This is a genomic window from Cellulosimicrobium sp. So1_17 (assembly GCF_055181235.1).
In genome coordinates this window covers 783,846-800,944 of record NZ_CM143702.1, presented here as the reverse complement: position 1 = coordinate 800,944, position 17,099 = coordinate 783,846, and the positions used below count along the sequence as shown (strand labels likewise).

General features: G+C 73.6%; 17 protein-coding genes. 10 read left to right on the top strand and 7 right to left on the bottom strand.

Features of this window, described 5'->3' with window-relative positions; genetic code table 11:
- Positions 1-31 precede the first annotated feature (31 nt).
- The 10 genes from ACZCLJ_RS03550 to ACZCLJ_RS03505 all read left to right on the top strand — a co-directional run bounded on the left by ACZCLJ_RS03550 (position 32) and on the right by ACZCLJ_RS03505 (position 10,573).
- Positions 32-649 (top strand): CDP-alcohol phosphatidyltransferase family protein, encoded by a 618-nt coding sequence (locus tag ACZCLJ_RS03550; protein WP_463106346.1) that lies wholly within the window; start codon positions 32-34, stop codon positions 647-649.
- Entirely contained in the window at positions 646-1,599 is a 954-nt protein-coding gene (locus ACZCLJ_RS03545; protein WP_463105493.1) for a DUF881 domain-containing protein, read from the top strand. Before ACZCLJ_RS03550 ends, ACZCLJ_RS03545 begins: the two co-directional genes overlap by 4 nt.
- Positions 1,596-1,928: a small basic family protein gene (locus ACZCLJ_RS03540; RefSeq protein ID WP_251150960.1), complete on the top strand. Its 333-nt coding sequence runs from the start codon at positions 1,596-1,598 to the stop codon at positions 1,926-1,928. The genes ACZCLJ_RS03545 and ACZCLJ_RS03540 overlap by 4 nt, the downstream gene beginning before the upstream one ends.
- A 2-nt stretch (positions 1,929-1,930) precedes the next feature.
- Entirely contained in the window at positions 1,931-3,391 is a 1,461-nt protein-coding gene (locus ACZCLJ_RS03535) for a DUF881 domain-containing protein (protein WP_463105492.1), read from the top strand.
- Positions 3,392-3,578: 187 nt separating this feature from the next.
- Positions 3,579-4,061: an FHA domain-containing protein gene (locus tag ACZCLJ_RS03530; RefSeq protein WP_251150962.1), complete on the top strand. Its 483-nt coding sequence runs from the start codon at positions 3,579-3,581 to the stop codon at positions 4,059-4,061.
- Positions 4,058-4,819, top strand: coding sequence for a transcriptional regulator FtsR (gene ftsR, locus ACZCLJ_RS03525; RefSeq protein WP_463105491.1), 762 nt, complete (start codon positions 4,058-4,060; stop codon positions 4,817-4,819). The genes ACZCLJ_RS03530 and ftsR overlap by 4 nt, the downstream gene beginning before the upstream one ends.
- A 78-nt stretch (positions 4,820-4,897) precedes the next feature.
- Positions 4,898-5,371: a bifunctional nuclease family protein gene (locus ACZCLJ_RS03520; RefSeq protein WP_251151244.1), complete on the top strand. Its 474-nt coding sequence runs from the start codon at positions 4,898-4,900 to the stop codon at positions 5,369-5,371.
- Positions 5,372-5,569: 198 nt separating this feature from the next.
- On the top strand, positions 5,570-6,160 hold the full coding sequence (locus tag ACZCLJ_RS03515; protein ID WP_251150964.1) for a MerR family transcriptional regulator: 591 nt from the start codon (positions 5,570-5,572) through the stop codon (positions 6,158-6,160).
- Positions 6,161-6,311: 151 nt separating this feature from the next.
- On the top strand, positions 6,312-9,710 hold the full coding sequence (locus tag ACZCLJ_RS03510) for a pyruvate carboxylase (RefSeq protein WP_463105490.1): 3,399 nt from the start codon (positions 6,312-6,314) through the stop codon (positions 9,708-9,710).
- 23 nt (positions 9,711-9,733) lie between these two features.
- The gene (locus tag ACZCLJ_RS03505; RefSeq protein ID WP_463105489.1) at positions 9,734-10,573 is read left to right on the top strand and encodes an MBL fold metallo-hydrolase; all 840 of its coding nucleotides are present in this window, start codon (positions 9,734-9,736) and stop codon (positions 10,571-10,573) included.
- Between the two features lie 11 nt (positions 10,574-10,584).
- Here the strand turns inward: ACZCLJ_RS03505 and ACZCLJ_RS03500 are convergent, their stop codons facing one another.
- The 7 genes from ACZCLJ_RS03500 to ACZCLJ_RS03470 all read right to left on the bottom strand — a co-directional run bounded on the left by ACZCLJ_RS03500 (position 10,585) and on the right by ACZCLJ_RS03470 (position 17,012).
- A complete protein-coding gene (locus ACZCLJ_RS03500; RefSeq protein ID WP_463105488.1) occupies positions 10,585-11,838 on the bottom strand; it encodes a phospholipase D-like domain-containing protein in 1,254 nt (417 codons plus the stop codon).
- 122 nt (positions 11,839-11,960) lie between these two features.
- On the bottom strand, positions 11,961-12,230 hold the full coding sequence (locus ACZCLJ_RS03495; RefSeq protein WP_251150967.1) for a DUF7218 family protein: 270 nt from the start codon (positions 12,228-12,230) through the stop codon (positions 11,961-11,963).
- Positions 12,231-12,340: 110 nt separating this feature from the next.
- The gene (locus ACZCLJ_RS03490; protein WP_463105487.1) at positions 12,341-13,807 is read right to left on the bottom strand and encodes an outer membrane protein assembly factor BamB family protein; all 1,467 of its coding nucleotides are present in this window, start codon (positions 13,805-13,807) and stop codon (positions 12,341-12,343) included.
- Between the two features lie 10 nt (positions 13,808-13,817).
- Positions 13,818-14,900 (bottom strand): tyrosine-type recombinase/integrase, encoded by a 1,083-nt coding sequence (locus ACZCLJ_RS03485; RefSeq protein WP_463105486.1) that lies wholly within the window; start codon positions 14,898-14,900, stop codon positions 13,818-13,820.
- A gap of 83 nt (positions 14,901-14,983) precedes the next feature.
- A complete protein-coding gene (locus tag ACZCLJ_RS03480) occupies positions 14,984-15,682 on the bottom strand; it encodes a histidine phosphatase family protein (RefSeq protein WP_463105485.1) in 699 nt (232 codons plus the stop codon).
- Positions 15,683-15,879: 197 nt separating this feature from the next.
- Positions 15,880-16,305, bottom strand: coding sequence for a hypothetical protein (locus tag ACZCLJ_RS03475; protein ID WP_463105484.1), 426 nt, complete (start codon positions 16,303-16,305; stop codon positions 15,880-15,882).
- Between the two features lie 179 nt (positions 16,306-16,484).
- Positions 16,485-17,012, bottom strand: coding sequence for a hypothetical protein (locus ACZCLJ_RS03470; protein WP_463105483.1), 528 nt, complete (start codon positions 17,010-17,012; stop codon positions 16,485-16,487).
- Between the last annotated feature and the right edge of the window lie 87 nt (positions 17,013-17,099).

The window sequence follows — 17,099 nt, the reverse complement described above, 5'->3', positions numbered from 1 at the left end:
AGGCGAGGCAGGACGAGCAGGGGCGGTGAGCGTGGCACCAGGGCAGCGGGTCAGCTCCCGTGTCGTGACCGTCCCGAACGTCATCAGCTTCCTGCGCCTGCTGCTGGTCCCGGTGTTCGCGGTCCTCATCGTCGAGGGCTACGACGTCTGGGCGCTCGTCGTCCTCGCCGTCTCGGGCGCGTCCGACTGGCTCGACGGGGTGCTGGCCCGCCGCCTCGACCAGGTGAGCCGCCTCGGGCAGATGCTCGACCCCGCCGCGGACCGGCTCTTCATCCTCGTCACGCTGCTCGGTCTCGCGTGGCGCGACGTCGTGCCCGTGTGGCTCGTGGTCGTCATCGTCGCGCGCGACCTGCTGCTCGTCTGCCTGCTGCCGTGGCTCGCCCGCCACGGGTACGGGCCCCTGCCCGTGAGCTTCGCGGGCAAGGCCGGGACCTTCGCCCTGCTGTACGCGTTCCCGCTGCTGCTCCTCGCGGAGATGCCGGGCTGGCTCGGCGACGTGGCCGCGGTCGTCGGGTGGGCGTTCACCTGGTGGGGCATCGGCCTGTACTGGCTGGCCGGCGTGCAGTACGTCGCGCAGACCCGATCCCTCGCGGCGAGCGGCGACCTCGGCACCGGTGCGGGCGCGCACGGTCCGGAGGGGACGCCGTGAGCCAGGACCCGCAGCCCGCGCGCACCGGCCCCGTCGACGCGTCCATGACGCTGCTCAACGAGGTGATGCACCGCCCGCTCGACCCCGGGTACGCGGCCGCCGCGGCCCGCCGCGCCAGGGACGGCGACGCGCCGCGCGGGCGGGGGCGGACCGTCCTCCTCGTCGTGCTCGCCGTCGTCCTCGGCCTCGTCACCACCGCCGCGACCCTCGACCTGCGAGCGCCGCAGCCCGCGGTCATCGAGGCTCGCGCGACGCTCGAGCAGGAGATCACGGACCGGCAGGCCGACGCGGACGCGCTCGCGACCCGCTCCAACGAGGTCTCCGCGGAGATCGAGGCGCTGCAGGACGAGGCGCTCGGCGGCCTCAGCGACGACGTGCTCGCCGACCTGCAGCGGGAAGGCGCGGCCACCGGGTCCCAGGCCGTCGAGGGGCCCGGCGTCGTCGTCACCCTCGACGACGCGAGCGGGGGGCTCGGGGCGGACGACACGTCCTCGGCGAACCTCGTCCAGGACTCCGACCTGCAGCGCGTCGTGAACGCCCTGTGGTCCGGAGGGGCTGAGGCCGTCGCGATCAACGACCAGCGCCTGACGGGGCTGTCCGCGATCCGCAGCGCGGGCGACGCGATCCTCGTCGACCTGCAGCCCCTCGTCCCGCCGTACCACGTCGAGGCCGTCGGCGACGCCGACGCGATGCGGACGGCGCTCGTGCGCACCGGCGCGTCGGACTACCTGCGGCTGCTCAGCACGCAGTACGGCATCCAGTCGGGCGTGACCGCGCAGAGCAGGCTCGAGATCCCTGGCCGGCCCAACCCCACCCTGTACTTCGCGCGCGTCCCGGGCGCGCCCGTAGAATCCGACCCGGACCCCGCCGGCGACGGGTCCTCGCCCGAGGATCCCGCGCCAGGGGACGTGGCCGGCACCACCGAGGAACGGCAGGAGAGCGTCGAATGATCGCAGTCGTCGGACTGGTGGTGGGCATCGTGGCCGGGCTCGTCCTGCAGCCCACCGTCCCCGTCTACCTCCAGCCGTACCTGCCCATCGCCGTGGTCGCCGCGCTCGACGCGCTCTTCGGCGGCCTGCGCGCGATGCTCGACGGCATGTTCGACGACAAGGTCTTCCTCGTCTCGTTCCTGTCCAACGTCGTCGTCGCCGCCCTCATCGTGTTCCTCGGCGACCAGCTCGGCGTCGGGAGCCAGCTCTCCACCGCCGTCGTCGTGGTCCTCGGCATCCGCATCTTCTCCAACGCGGCCGCGATCCGCCGCCACGTCTTCAAGGCCTGACGATGGTTGCCGCGCCCACCGGACCCCCGGACCCCGAGCGGGACGACACCCCCGTCGACGAGACGCCCGTCGACGAGACGCAGGACGACCGCACGCAGGACGAGGACGCCGCGAGCGCCGCACCTGTCGACCCCGCGGCCCCGGGCGACCGGGATGTCCTCGGAGAGGACGAGCTCCCCGCGGACGCCGGAACCGAGCACGGCGACGACGCGTTGCGCGACCCACCGGCGTCCGACCGCGACGCCGCCACGCCGAGCGACGACGCGCGCGACGCACAGGGAGACGCCGAGCCGGACTCCCGGCGCGACGAGGACGCTGATCACCCCGACGCCGTCGCCGCGGACGACCGCGACGACCATGGCGACGCGGACCCCGACGTCGACCAGGACTCGGATCCCGACGTCGACCAGGACTCGGATCCCGACGCGGACCAGGACTCGGACCACGGCGCGGACCAGGGCGCGGGCGGGGACCCGGACCGGGATCGCCGCGCGGGAGAACCGCCCACGGGAGACCGGCAGCTCGCCGAGAGCGGGGCGCCCACCGAGGAGCCCCCCGCCGCCTCGAGCAGCCCGGTCGACGACACCGCGGACGACGCTGCCGGCACCTCGGACAGGACCGCCGAGCCGGTCGAGCCGGTCGAGCGGGCGCCCCTCGGCGCGGCGGCGACGTCCGACGAGCCCACGTCGACGCCGCACCGACCGGCCCCCGGCGGGCGGCACGGCGGGGGCGCGCTCCCCGAGCCGCAGGGGCTGCGCGGGCTGGGCAGGGTGCTGCGGCCCCGGGCCAGCCGGTCCCAGATCATCGTCGGCCTGCTGTGCGCGCTGGTCGGGTTCGCGCTCGTCGCGCAGGTGAGCCAGACCCAGGAGGACCAGCTGTCCTCGTTGCGGCAGAGCGACCTCGTCCGGCTGCTCGACGACGTGACGCAGCGGTCGGGCGAGCTCGAGGACCAGGTCTCGTCCCTCGAGGCGACGCGCGACGAGCTGCAGTCGGGCTCCGGCCGCGCACGCGCCGCGCTGGAGGTTGCGCAGCAGCAGGAGCAGACCCAGGGCATCCTCTCGGGACGCCTCCCGGCGCAGGGGCCGGGCGTCGAGATCGAGGTCGTCGAGGGCGAGACACCCCTCGACGCGTTCTCCCTGTTCAACGTCCTCGAGGAGCTGCGCAACGCCGGGGCCGAGGCCATGGAGGTCAACGGCGTGCGGCTCGTGGCGAGCAGCTACTTCGAGGACACCGCCGACGGGGTCGTGGTCGACGGCCAGCCGATCTCGTCCCCGTACCGGTGGACGGTCATCGGGGACCCGTCGACGCTCGAGACGGCGCTCGAGATCCCGGGCGGCGCGATGGCGACCCTCCGCGCCGACGGGGCGCGCACCACCATCCGCCAGCAGGAGACGGTCGACGTCACGGCCACGCGCGAGCCCGCCGAGCCCCGGTACGCGACGCCCGTCCCCGCCGACGACTGAGCGACGGGCGGTGCGCCGGTACCTCGGGACGCTTCCGGTGCTCTCCCGCGCCGGGTAGGTTGGGTGTACCGCGTCGGATGCACCGCATGACCTGCGGGTGTAGTAGTTTTCCCGCAGAAGGAGCGAAGCTCCCGATGCGTGACGAACCAGGTCACGAGGAGGGCGCCGTGAGTCCCGAGGAGGCGAGATGACTGTCCCAGGTGGTGCTGGCGTGCCGAACCGGGCGGGGAGCGACACGACGATCAGCTTCGGCCGGATCGAGGCACCTGTCGAGGAAGGTGTCCAGCCCGGTGGGCTGAGCCCCGAGGAGGTGGCCGCCGTCGCCGCTCTGCCGCGGCACTCCGCGCTCCTCATCATGCAGCGCGGACCGGGCCAGGGGTCGCGGTTCCTGCTCGACGCCGAGCGCACGGTCGCCGGCCGGTCGGAGCACGCCGACATCTTCCTCGACGACGTGACCGTGTCCCGCAAGCACGCCGAGTTCGTCCGTGAGGACGACCGCTTCGTCGTGCGCGACGTCGGCTCGCTCAACGGCACGTACGTCAACCGGAGCCGCATCGACGCCGCCGCGCTCGGCACGGGTGACGAGGTGCAGATCGGCAAGTACCGGCTCACGTTCCACGCCAGCCCGCACGCGGGCACCCCTGCCGGCGGGTCGGCCCCGCAGTCGTGAGCGCGTCGACGAGCGCCGTGCGCGTCCCGGAACCGGGGGAGGACTCCGGTCCGGAGCCGTGGCCGCACGGGATCTCCCGGCGCGCGACGATGCGGATCTCCGACGTCCTGCGCGCGCTCCGGACCGAGTTCCCGAACGTCAGCCACTCCAAGTTGCGGTTCCTCGAGGAGCAAGGCCTCATCGACCCCGTGCGTACCGCGTCGGGCTACCGCCAGTACAGCCCCGCCGACGTCGAGCGCCTGCGGTACGTCCTGGTGGAGCAGCGTGATCGGTACCTGCCGCTGAAGGTCATCAAGGAGAACCTCGCGGCGCTCGACGCCGGCACGGCCGCGGAGGGCATCGTGCCCCGCCTCGCCACGGCCGACGGCGATCCCGGCTCGGCCGCGGTCCGCCAGCGGTACACGGTCGACGCGCTCGTGTCCGCCGCGGGCGTCGACCGGGCCCTCGTCGACGGGCTGATCGAGGTCGGCGTGCTCACCCAGGCCCCCGGAGGGCAGCTCGACGCGCACGCCCTGGACGTCGTCGTGCTCGCGGCGGGACTCGCGGAGTACGGCATCGAGCCGCGGCACCTGAGGTCGTTGCGCACGGCCGCGGACCGGCACGTGAGCCTCGTGCACCAGGTGGTCGCCCCGTGGCGCAGCCAGCAGACCGCGTCCGCCCGCGCGCACGCGGGCACCGTCGCGGGGGAGGTCGGCGAGATGTGCTCACGGCTGCACACCGTCTTCCTCCGCCAGGGCATCGACGACCTGACCCGCTGAGCCGCACGAGGCGGGTCCCCCAGACCTGCCAGATGCCCGCGACCGTCGTACCGTGGACGGGTGAGCGACGACGTGCCGATGGTCCCCGTGGAGGTCCTCGGCGTCCGTCAGCAGCAGCGGGACCAGGAGATCGTGGTGCTGCTGCTCGACGGCGCGTCCGACCTCGTCGTGCCCATCGTCATCGGTCCGCGCGAGGCGAGCGCCATCGCGATGGCGCAGGCCGGTCTGCCCACGCCGCGACCGATGACGCACGACCTGCTGCGCGACCTGCTCGAGGCGGTCGACGTCCGGCTCGAGCGGGCCGAGATCGTCGCGCTCGACGGCGGGATCTTCTTCGCCGAGCTCGTGCTCAGCAACGGGGCACGGCTCGACTCCCGGGCGTCGGACGCCATCGCCGTCGCGGTGCGCACCGGCAGCCCCGTGCTCTGCTCGGCAGAGGTGGTCGCGACCGCCGGCGTCGAGGTGGTCGACGTCACCCAGCAGGAAGAGGTCGAGCGGTTCCGCGACTTCCTCGAGCACGTCACCCCCGAGGACTTCACCACCGAGGAGTGACACGCGCGAGGAGCGCTTCCCGTCATCACCGCAGCATCCGACTCAACCGGACAGAACGGACCTTCGACCTCAGGTCGAGGGTGAAGGACCGCCGTGCAGGGGGTGAGGTGGGCGACACGCCCGACGCGTCGGCTCGTCGGTCGTTGACGGCCCCCTGCGGCGCCCATAGCGTGGACGAGGACACCCCAGGAGGCGACAGTGAAGAGCAGCGGTGAGGCGAGCGTCGGGTCCGGCGCGACGGTTCCGCACGGTGCACAGGGTCTCCTCTTCGGGGAGGACATCACCGAGCAGGACACCACCACCGGCTACCGCGGCCCCACCGCGTGCCGGGCCGCCGGCATCACCTACCGACAGCTCGACTACTGGGCACGCACCGGACTCGTCGAGCCCACGGTGCGGCCCGCCGCGGGGTCGGGCTCCCACCGGCTGTACAGCTTCCGCGACATCCTCGTCCTCAAGGTCGTCAAGCGACTGCTCGACACCGGCGTCTCCCTCCAGCAGATCCGCACCGCCGTCGAGCACCTGCGCGAGCGGGGCGTCGACGACCTCGCGCAGATCACCCTCATGAGCGACGGCGCGAGCGTGTACGAGTGCACGTCGCCGGACGAGGTCGTCGACCTCGTCCAGGGTGGACAAGGAGTGTTCGGCATCGCCGTAGGACGCGTGTGGCGCGAGGTCGAGGGCACGCTCGCGGAGCTGCCGACCGAGTCGCTCGAGGACGTCGCCGAACCCGAGGTGAGCGAGCAGGACGAGCTCGCCGCGCGCCGTCGGGCACGCTCCGCCGGCTGACAGTCGCCGTAGGGCCGGCGGGCCCCGCTCTGTGGAGCACGTCACACGCTCGGCGAGGCCCCTGCGCCGGGGTGCGTGGGAGGATCGGCCGGAAGCCGGTCGGGGTCGGCAGCGCAGACCCGTGGCCGGACGGTCCGTCGGATGGAGTGCCGTGTTCTTTAAGGTCCTTGTCGCCAACCGTGCCGAGATCGCCGTCCGCGCGTTCCGCGCCGCGTACGAGCTCGGGGCGCGGACGGTGGCCGTCTTCCCGCAGGAGGACCGCAACTCCGAGCACCGCCTCAAGGCCGACGAGGCCTACGCCATCGGCGAGCCCGGGCACCCGGTGCGGGCCTACCTCGACATCGAGGAGATCGTGCGCGTCGCGCGCGAGTCGGGTGCCGACGCCGTCTACCCCGGCTACGGCTTCCTCTCCGAGAACCCCGACCTGGCGCGCGCGTGCGCCGACGCGGGGCTGACGTTCGTCGGCCCACCTCCCGAGGTCCTCGAGCTCGCCGGCAACAAGGTGCGCGCGCTCAGGGCGGCGCGCGAGGCGGGGCTGCCCGTCCTCGCGTCGTCGGAGCCGTCCGCCGACGTCGACCAGCTCCTCGCCGCGGCCGACGCGGTCGGGTTCCCCGTGTTCGTCAAGGCCGTCGCGGGCGGTGGCGGGCGTGGCATGCGACGTGTCGACACGCGCGAAGACCTGCCCGAGGCCCTCGCCGCCGCGATGCGCGAGGCCGACGGCGCGTTCGGGGACCCGACGGTGTTCCTCGAGCGGGCCGTGCTGCGGCCCCGCCACATCGAGGTGCAGATCCTCGCCGACGGCGCCGGGAACGTCGTGCACCTCTACGAGCGCGACTGCTCGCTGCAGCGCCGGCACCAGAAGGTCGTCGAGATCGCGCCCGCCCCGAACCTCGACCCCGCGATCCGCGACGCGCTGTGCGCCGACGCGGTGCGGTTCGCGCGCCACATCGGCTACCAGAACGCCGGCACCGTCGAGTTCCTCGTCGACACCGTCGGCGAGCGCGCGGGCCAGCACGTGTTCATCGAGATGAACCCCCGGATCCAGGTCGAGCACACCGTGACCGAGGAGGTCACCGACGTCGACCTCGTCTCCGCGCAGATGCGCATCGCGGCGGGGGAGACGCTCGAGGACCTCGGGATCCGTCAGGAGGACGTGCGGGTCAACGGTGCCGCCCTGCAGACCCGTATCACGACGGAGGACCCCGCGAACGGGTTCCGACCCGACACCGGCCGGATCATCGCCTACCGCTCGCCCGGCGGGGCGGGCGTGCGGCTCGACGGCGCGACCGCGACCGCCGGGTCGGAGGTCTCCGGCCACTTCGACTCCATGCTCGTCAAGCTCACGTGCCGCGGTCGCGACTTTCCGACGGCGGTCCGCCGCGCCCGGCGCGCGCTCGCCGAGTTCCGCATCCGGGGCATCCGCACCAACATCCCGTTCCTCCAGGCGGTGCTCGCCGACCCGGAGTTCGTCGCCGGGAACGTCGCCACGTCGTTCATCGACGAACGGCCCGAGCTGCTCTCCGCCCGCGAGAGCGCGGACCGGGGGACGCGGCTCCTCGCCTACGTCGGGGACGTCACCGTCAACCGCCCGCACGGCGCACCGCGCGCCGTGGCGGACCCGGCGCTCAAGCTGCCCGCGCTCGACCTCGGCGTCGCCGCGCCGCCCGGCACGCGCCAGGAGCTCCTCGAGCTCGGCCCGGAGGGCTTCGCCCGCGCGCTGCGCGCCGAGCAGCGCCTGCGCGTCACCGACACGACGTTCCGCGACGCGCACCAGTCCCTCCTCGCGACGCGCGTGCGCACGCACGACCTCGCCGCCGTCGCGCCGTACGTCGCGCGCGCCACACCCGGTCTGCTGTCCGTCGAGGCGTGGGGCGGGGCGACGTACGACGTCGCGCTGCGGTTCCTCGGCGAGGACCCCTGGGAGCGGCTCGCGACGCTGCGCGACGCGATGCCCAACCTCGCGATCCAGATGCTGCTGCGCGGGCGCAACACCGTGGGATACACGCCCTACCCGACGCAGGTCACGCGCGCGTTCGTCGCCGAGGCCGCGGCGACGGGGATCGACGTCTTCCGCGTCTTCGACGCCCTCAACGACGTCGACCAGATGCGCCCCGCGATCGACGCCGTCCGCGAGACCGGGACCACGGTCGCCGAGGTCGCCCTGTGCTACACCGGCAACCTGCTGGATCCCGCCGAGGACCTGTACACGCTCGACTACTACCTGCGCCTCGCCGAGCGCATCGTCGACGCGGGCGCGCACGTCCTCGCCATCAAGGACATGGCCGGGCTCCTGCGCCCCGCCGCCGCCGCGCGACTCGTCACCGCCCTGCGCGAGCGGTTCGACCTCCCCGTGCACCTGCACACCCACGACACCGCGGGCGGCCAGACGGCGACCCTCCTCGCCGCTGCGGCGGCCGGCGTCGACGCGGTCGACGCCGCGAGCGCCGCCCTGGCGGGGACCACGAGCCAGCCGTCGCTGTCGGCGCTCGTCGCGGCGCTCGAGCACACCGAGCGTGACACGGGGCTGTCGCTGCGCGCCGTCGCGGACCTGGAGCCGTACTGGGAGGGCGTGCGGCGTGCCTACGCGCCGTTCGAATCCGGGCTCCCTGGACCGACGGGCCGCGTGTACGAGCACGAGATCCCCGGGGGTCAGCTGTCGAACCTCCGGCAGCAGGCGATCGCGCTGGGGCTCGGGGAGAAGTTCGAGCAGATCGAGGCGATGTACGCGGCCGCGGACCGCATCCTCGGTCGCCTCGTGAAGGTGACGCCGTCGTCGAAGGTCGTGGGCGACCTCGCGCTGCACCTCGTGGCGGCCGGCGCCGACCCGGCGGAGTTCGCGGCGAACCCGCAGGCGTTCGACATCCCGGACTCGGTCGTCGGGTTCCTCGGCGGAGAGCTGGGTGACCCGCCGGGCGGGTGGCCCGAGCCGTTCCGGTCCCGGGCGCTCGAGGGGCGCGCCGCACGTGCCGGCGTGACCCCGCTGACCGACGAGGACGAGGCGGAGCTCGCGCAGCCGGGCCCGGTGCGCCGTCGTCGGCTGAACCACCTGCTCTTCGCGGGACCGACGAAGGAGTTCGAGCAGGTGCGCACGACGTTCGGGGACGTGTCCGTGCTGGACACCCCGACGTACCTCTACGGGCTGGAGCCCGGCCAGGAGGTCGCGGTCGGTCTCGAGAGGGGCGTGCGGCTCCTCGTCGGTCTCGAGGCGATCGGGACGCCGGACGGACGTGGGATGCGGACCGTGATGTTCACGCTCAACGGCCAGCTGCGCCCGATCCAGGTCCGGGACCGCGCGGTCGACGCGGACGTGCGGGCCGCGGAGAAGGCGGACCCGACGCAACCGGGCCAGGTCGCGGCGCCGTTCGCGGGCGCGGTGACGCCGGTCGTGGCGGCCGGCGACGTCGTCGAGGCCGGGCAGACCGTCGCGACCGTCGAGGCGATGAAGATGGAGGCGGCGATCACGTCGCCCGTCGCGGGCACGGTGCAGCGCGTCGCGATCGGCGCCGTGCAGCAGCTCGAGGGCGGCGACCTGGTCCTGGTCGTCGGGTGAGGTCGGACCGGACGGAGGAGCTCATGCAGATCACGTTCCACGGGCACGCGTGCGTCGCCCTGCGCCACGGTGGCACCGACGTCGTGATCGACCCCGGCTCGTTCTCCGACGCAGCCGGCGCGCTGCGGGACGCGGACGCCGTGCTGGTCACGCACGAGCACGCGGACCACGTCGACCCGGACACGCTCGGCACCGCCCTCGGGGCGCGCGAGGACCTCGAGGTCTGGGGGCCGGAGGCCGTCGTGTCGGGCCTGCGCGCGACCCTGCCCGACGACGCGGCGCGGCGCGTGCACGCGGTCTCGCCGGGGGACGGGATCGACCTGGGCGGTCTCGAGGTCGTGGTGGGCGGTGGCCGGCACGCGGAGATCCACCGCGACGTGCCGCGGATCTCCAACGTCACGTACCTCGTGCGTGGCGGGGGCGTGGCGGTGTACCACCCGGGGGACTCCGTCGACCTGCCCGTGACGCGGGACGCGAACCCGGTGGACGGGCCGCAGGACGCGCGCCTCGACGTGCTGCTCGCTCCCGTGTCCGCGCCGTGGCTGAAGATCGGGGAGACGATCGACCTCGTGCGGGCGCTCGACCCCCGCGTCGTCGTCCCGGTCCACGACGCTCTGCTCTCGCAGATCGGCCACGGGTCGGTGGCTCGGCTCCTCGACCACGCGCGCACGGGCGGCACGTACGAGTACCGACGGTTGGGCGCGGGGGAGTCGTTCACCCTGGCTGTCGACGCCCACACCGTGGCGGAGGCGGTGCTGCGCGAGCATCCCGAGTACTCCGAGGTCGCGCTGCTCGAGGACGACGAGACGGTGCCGCCCCGGCCCGAGGAGGACGCGGCGGACGCCGCGCGCGAGCGCTCCTGAGCCGGAGCGCGCTACAGCAGCGGGCGCAGCGGTGTGAGCACGACCTCGCCCAGCTTGGCGGCGAGCGACCGGGTCTCCCACTCGGCGAGCGTCAGCTCACGCGTGTTCGACAGGTCGACCGCGAAAATCTTCTCCATCTGCTCCGCCACGCCCTCGTCCGTGATCTCGAGGTTGACCTCGTAGTTGCCCGTGAGGGACAGACGGTCGATGTTGGCGGTCCCGATCGTGGTCCACCGGCCGTCGATGGTCGCGGTCTTCGCGTGCACCATCGCGTCCAGGTAGAGGTGGATGCGCACGCCGCCCTTGAGGAGCGAGGTGTACAGGCCACGCGCCAGCCAGTCGGCGACGACGTGGTTGGAGCGCTCGGGGACCAGCACGCGCACGTCCACGCCGCGCGCTGCCGCGGTGAGGAGCGTCGCGAGGATCTCGCGGTCCGGGATGAAGTACGCCTGCGTGATGTAGACGTGGGAGCTCGCGCGGTCGATCGCGTCCAGGTAGATGCCGCGGATGGGGAACACCAGGTGCGCGGGCGCGTTGCGGGCGGCGCGCAGGCGCGGCTCCCAGTGCATCGACCCCGGGTCGGCGAGCATCGGTTGGCCCTCCGCGCGGTTCGCGTTCCAGAAGTCGACGAACGCGTTCCGCAGCTCCCACGTGCTCGGCCCCTCGAGCCGGACGTGCGTGTCGCGCCACTGCGTCGCGTACAGGGCGCCGATGTTGTAGCCGCCGACGAAGCCGATCTCGTCGTCGACGACGAGGATCTTGCGGTGGTCGCGCCCGGACTTGCGGACGTTGAGCATGAGGATCCCCGGCCGGAACACGGGGTACCGGATGACGTGGACCGACTCGGGGAGGTCGTAGAAGTCGCGGGGGACGACGAGGTTGGCGAACCCGTCGTAGATGACGAAGACCTGGACGCCCCGCTCGCTCGCCTCGACCAGCGCCTGCTTGAACTGCTCACCGACCGCGTCGGCCTTCCAGATGTACGTCTCGAGCAGGATGCACTGCTGGGCACCGCGGATCGCGGCGAGCATCTCCTGGTAGAGGTCGTCGCCGAAGGTGTAGACGGTGGCCGTCGTCCCGGCGACCTCGGCCTCGGCGGGCGCCGACCTCGGGAACGAGGCCTCGGTCGTGTTGCGTCGCTTGCGGATCGCGTCGGCGACGACGAGCGCGCCCGCGACCGTCGCCGGGACGGCGACGGTGAGGACGAGCGCTCGTGCCGCGATGCGCCGGGCCAGCTGCCAGGAGGTGTCGGGGAGGATGCGCACGTGCTCACCGTAGTCGCCGCGGCCCGCGATGCGAGCGCAGCGGCGAGGGGCGCGCGGGTGACGTCCGTCCCGTCCGTCCTGCTGGGCGCCCCGGGACGCCGCCCGGGGAAGCCGTCACGACATCAGTGCGAGCGCAGCGCCTTGACCAGCTCGGCCTTGCGCATCGAGGAGCGACCCTCGATGCCGATCTCCGCCGCACGCCGACGAAGCTTCTCGACGGTCCAGTCGTCGTAGTCGCCGCTCGTGCCACCCTTGCGGCCGACCGACTTCCGGGACGACCCGGCGGCGGCGTTCGCGATGCGCGCCGCCTTCTCCTTCGAGTCGCCCTCGTCGCGCAGCTTCTCGTACAGCTCCGGGTCCTTGACGCTCGGTCCGGGGTCACGCCTGGGCATGGTCGCCTCCTCGGTCGACGGGTGCGGCGGGTGTCGTGCCGCCGCCTGGCTCCTCCCAGCGTCGCCGCGCGGTACGTCCCTCGCACGTCGGCTCCGTCGGTGGCCTCGCGTCACTCGTGCACGACGAGCTGACCGAGCGCCGGGTCCAGGTGGACCAGCCGTCCGCCGACCGCGCTGAACCCGGCCGCGCCGAGCGGGTACTCCTCGTCCCAGACGACGTCGCCCCGCTCCAGGTCGAGCGCCACGACCCGAGCACCGCCGGAGCCGTCGAGCGAGGTGATGACGAGTGCGGCGACGACCCCGTCGGTGAAGGCGCCGACGATCTGGTCGGTCGTCCCCAGGCTCGCGCGCTCCCACGACCAGACCTCGCGACCGGAGGCGAGGTCCACGCCGAGGACGACGTACCCGAGGTCGAGCGCCGCGGTGCCGTCGGCCACCGCCACGACCTGGGAGACGGTGCCGCTGAGCGTCCAGCGCTCGTTCCCGGACAGGTCGACCGCCTGCACGCCGCTCGGTACGAGGAGGAGCCGGGTCGGGTCGGCCGTGCCGTCCGACGCGAGAGGCACGAGAGGACGACCGGGCACGATGCGCTCGACCGTCCCGTCGGTCCGGACGAGCTCGGTGATCTGGACCGCGCCCGTCGCGGAGCCGCTCGTCGTGCGCAGGAAGGTCTCGGCGCGAGAGCCGAGCACCTGCGACGTCACGGGTTCACCGCGGTCGTCGACGCGGGCGCCGTCGAGGGTGAACACGGCGCTGAGCCGGCACCCGCGCAGCACGATCAGGCCGTGCTCGACGCGCGCCGTCGCGTACGCCGACACCTGAGGGCGGCACAGGTCGGTCCGGGCGAGGTCGTCGGGAGCGACCGTGGACCGCCAGCGCACCGAGGCGTCCGTGGCGTCCTGCACGGCGACCTCGAGCACGCCGCCGGTGCGCTGCCACCGCACGACGTGGCCGTCCGGGACGGCGACCGCCTGCCCGAGGCCGTCGCCGAGGTCGGTGCGCGAGGCGACCGTCCCGTCCGCGCTCAGGACCCAGGCCCGCGGGTCGTCCTCAGGGCCGGTGAGGCACACGAGCGCCTCCAGCGGTGCGCTCGACAGGTCCTCGGGCGAGGGACCGCAGCGCGGCGGACCGCCCAGGTCGGCCGACCAGCGCGCCTCTCCGTCGGACGGGTCGAGTCCCACGACGGTGTCCGACTTCACGACGACGACGGCGTCGCCGAGGGCCCACACGTCGAGACCGGTCGTGCTGGTCGTCCACTGCCCGACGGGCGGGGTCGCGAGCGACGCGACCCCGCCGTGCGCGTCGAGGAGGGCGAGGCGACCGGCACGCGACTGCCAGAGGCTGCTCGCCACGAAGACCGCGGCGACCAGGGCGACGGCGACCACCGCCGTCACGACGCGTCGTCGTGCCGACGGGGGGCCACCACCGGCGGAGGGCTCGACCGGGAGGTGTCGCTCCCCGGGTGTCGCGCGTCGTCCGTACGAGGGGTCGGGCCGGGCGGCGTCGTCCGGTGCGAGCTCGTCCGTCTCGACCAGCTCGAGCCGCCGGAGCGCGTCCTCGCGCCGGTTCGCGACCATGCAGCGCACACTACTCCGCGCTGCTGTGGCTGGGGCCCGCCTCCTGACCCCCCGCGAGCGCCCCGCTGAGGGGGTGGGACCGGATCGCCGCGGCGAGCTCGCCCTCGATGCGGTCCAGGTAGACGCCGGTCGTGGCGATGGACGCGTGACCGAGGAGCTCCGCGACGACCTTGACGTCCCAGCCGTCGGCCGCCAGGAGGGTCGCGGTCGTGTGCCGCAGCGCGTGCGGTGTGGCCTCGCGCCGGTACTGGTCGGGCATGCGGTCGATGCACCGGCGCAGCAGGGCGCGCACGGCCTGGGCGTCGATCCTGCGCCCGCGCCACGAGAGCAGCAGCGCGCGCTGCGCGTCGGCGTCGTCCGGACGACGGGATCGCAGCAGCGGGCGCAGGCGTGCGAGGTACTCCTCGAGGGCGTCCGCGAGCGGCGGGGACAGCTCGACAGTCCGTACGTGACCGCCCTTCCCGTGGATGCGCCATCGCGTCCGGTCAGGTTCGCGGGCGAAGTCGTCGACATCTGCGCGCACGAGCTCGGAGACGCGTGGCCCCAGGACGAGGAGCAGCGCGACGACGAGGCGGTCCCGCAGGCGCAGGTCGTGGTCCTGACGCGAGGGGCCGACCGGCGCGTCGTCGGTGGCCACCGTGAGCAGCGCCGCCGCGGACCCTGCGGAGAGGGCCGTGCGCGCGACCCGGAGGCCGTCGCGCAGACGGGCCGGGGGAGCGGCCCACTGCATGGGGTCGGCCTGCACCCACCCCTCTCGGGACGCGTGGGCGAAGAACCGCGTGAGGGACTGCCGGAACCGGTTGACGGTCGCGGGGGAGCGGCCGGTGCCGCCGGGCTTGCGGGTCGCGTCCTGGTAGCGGAGGTCGGGAGTCGTCTGGTAGCGCACGAGCACGTCGTCGACGTCGTCGCCGGTGACGTCGTCCAGGGTGCGCCCGGGACCGACGAGTCGCGTGAACTCGCGCACGTCGCGGACGTAGCTGCGCTGCGTCGTGACCGAGAGCACGCCGCGCACGGTCTGCGACGCGACGCTCGCGAGGTAGCGGTCGGCGGCGTCCTGGACGGTGACGAGATCGAGGCGGGGCGGCGCGACCATCCCTCGCGGTCTCCCTTCGGCGTGGACGCCGGCCAGGGGCGGCCGGGCACGCCGAGCCTAGGCCCGGGCACCGACACCGCAGGTCAGAGCGGGTGGACGACCTCGCCGAGCGACACGACGCCACGGTTGCCGAAGAACGCGTCCTCCCGCAGCGTCGTGATGCTCCCGGACGGCACCGGGAAGGTCACGTGCCCTGCCGCCTCGACGGGCATCCCGATCCACGCGGCCACGACGAAGGTCGCCGCGAAGCCGTGCGTCACGATCACGAGGTGGTCGCCGTCGTGCGATGCCAGAGCGGCCGACGTCGCCGTGTAGACGCGGAGCGCGAGGTCGAGACGCGTCTCGGCGCCGTCGACGCCCTCGTGGTGTCGCAGCCGGTCACCGACCCGCGGGGGCGGGACGAAGCGGGCGTCCAACCATTCCTGTGGCCGGCCCTCGGCGACCCCGTACGACTTCTCGCGCAAGCGGGTGTCGTAGCTCGGCACGACGTCGAGGGCGCGGCCGATCGCGTCCGCGGTCCGGCGCGTGCGCCGCAGGTCCGAGGCCACGATGCCCGTACCGGCGGCTCCGGGGATCCGGTCGCGCAGGACGGCGCCGAGCCGGTCCGCTGCGCGGGCACCCGCCGGCGTCAGGTCAGAGTCGTGCTGACCCCCGACGATCCCGTCCACGTGGTGGGTCGCCTCGGGGTGGGTGATGAGGTGCACCGTCCGGGCGCGGGGCGGGACCTGACCGGGGACGGGTGGCGGGGGAGCGGACGACGCAGGCGGTGGTTCCGGGGGCACGGGATCCACCCTGTCACGAGGGCGCGCGGACGAGCACCCGCCCCTCGAGGCGCTGCGCCGCCGCACGAGGTGGCCGCGCGAGGACCGCTCAGGCGATGAGCGGGACCCACGCAGGACGGCTGTGCGCGTCCTGGGCGTCACCGCTCCGACAGGACGGTGTTGACCTAAACACAGTGGTTTAGCCCGAATGTCCGATTCTAGAGATCGTAGCCGAACCCGCGGTCCCTGGCCAGGGTGAGCGACGCCGTGGTCGCGGGGCCGTCGCGTCGGCTCGAGGGCTCGCTGGTGGTGTCCGTGGCAGTCGTCGCGCCGAAGGCGCTGCCGTGGGGCGGGGTCGGCACCGGCCGGGCGGAGCGCGCAGGGGACACCGTGCGCCAGGTCCAGACGCAGGCCGTCGCGAGGCCGGCGGCGACGGCGACGAGCAGGAACGCGACGAGCGAGACGATGACGACCGGCACGGCGACCAGAGCGCCCAGAAAGCTCGACACGTTCCGCGGCTCGCCGTCACGGACGCGTGGGCGCTCACGGCGCGTTCTCGGCGACCGCAGCTCGGCGACGGGTGCCGTGGGCACGACGACGGCGCGGGCCGGTCGGGCCGCGGCATGTGCAGTCGTCGTCGTCATGCTCGGGGGGAGGTTTCACCGCCGCCCGGTGATGCACGACGACACCTCTGTCCTCAGCGAAATGACATAATGTACATTATCGGCGTGCAAGTACCGCGAGTTGCCTTGGATGCAAGGACTCGCACCTCGCAGCGAGATCGACGTGCGCGTTGGTCGGTTGCCTCGCCCCTCCGTACGGATCACTCGATGATCTCTATCGGGGCGAAGGGGTTCTGTGCGCAACCGACGCTCGGGTCGATCTCGCAGATCGTCTTGGCGCCCTGGAGCCTGAGGGACACCTCGGCCCTGCCCATCGGGATGTCGTCCGGGACGCGGATGGTGCCCCGCACAGAGCCGTCGCTCTCAGGGTCCAGAGAACCGAGAGTCGTCGTGTAGCGGTCCATGTCGGGGTCGCCGTCGGGCTCCTCAGACGCTATCGAGACCTCGTACCGAGCGCGGTCCGGCATGCTCGGCTCGCAGTCCACGTCGCCCTCGCGCCCAACGGTCTCGACCTGCAGGACATCGCCAGGTGCCGCACTCTGCGGCGTCACAGTCGGGTCTTCAGGCTGGCAGTACGCCGTCAGGTCGGCACCCGCAACGCTCGAGCAACACGTGATCGCTCCCAAAGCGACGCTGACGACGGCAAGGCGTAGCGCCCGCGCCGCCCGGGGCGAGGTCCCGTTGGGGAGCGCAAACCGATACCGCGTCACGATCTCGCGTCCTGCCACGGGGCGACCCTAGCGCCAGAGGACGCCACTGAGGTCGCCTCGCTCCCCCGCGCGAGCGCTGATCACTCGCATCAGTCGCATCAGTCG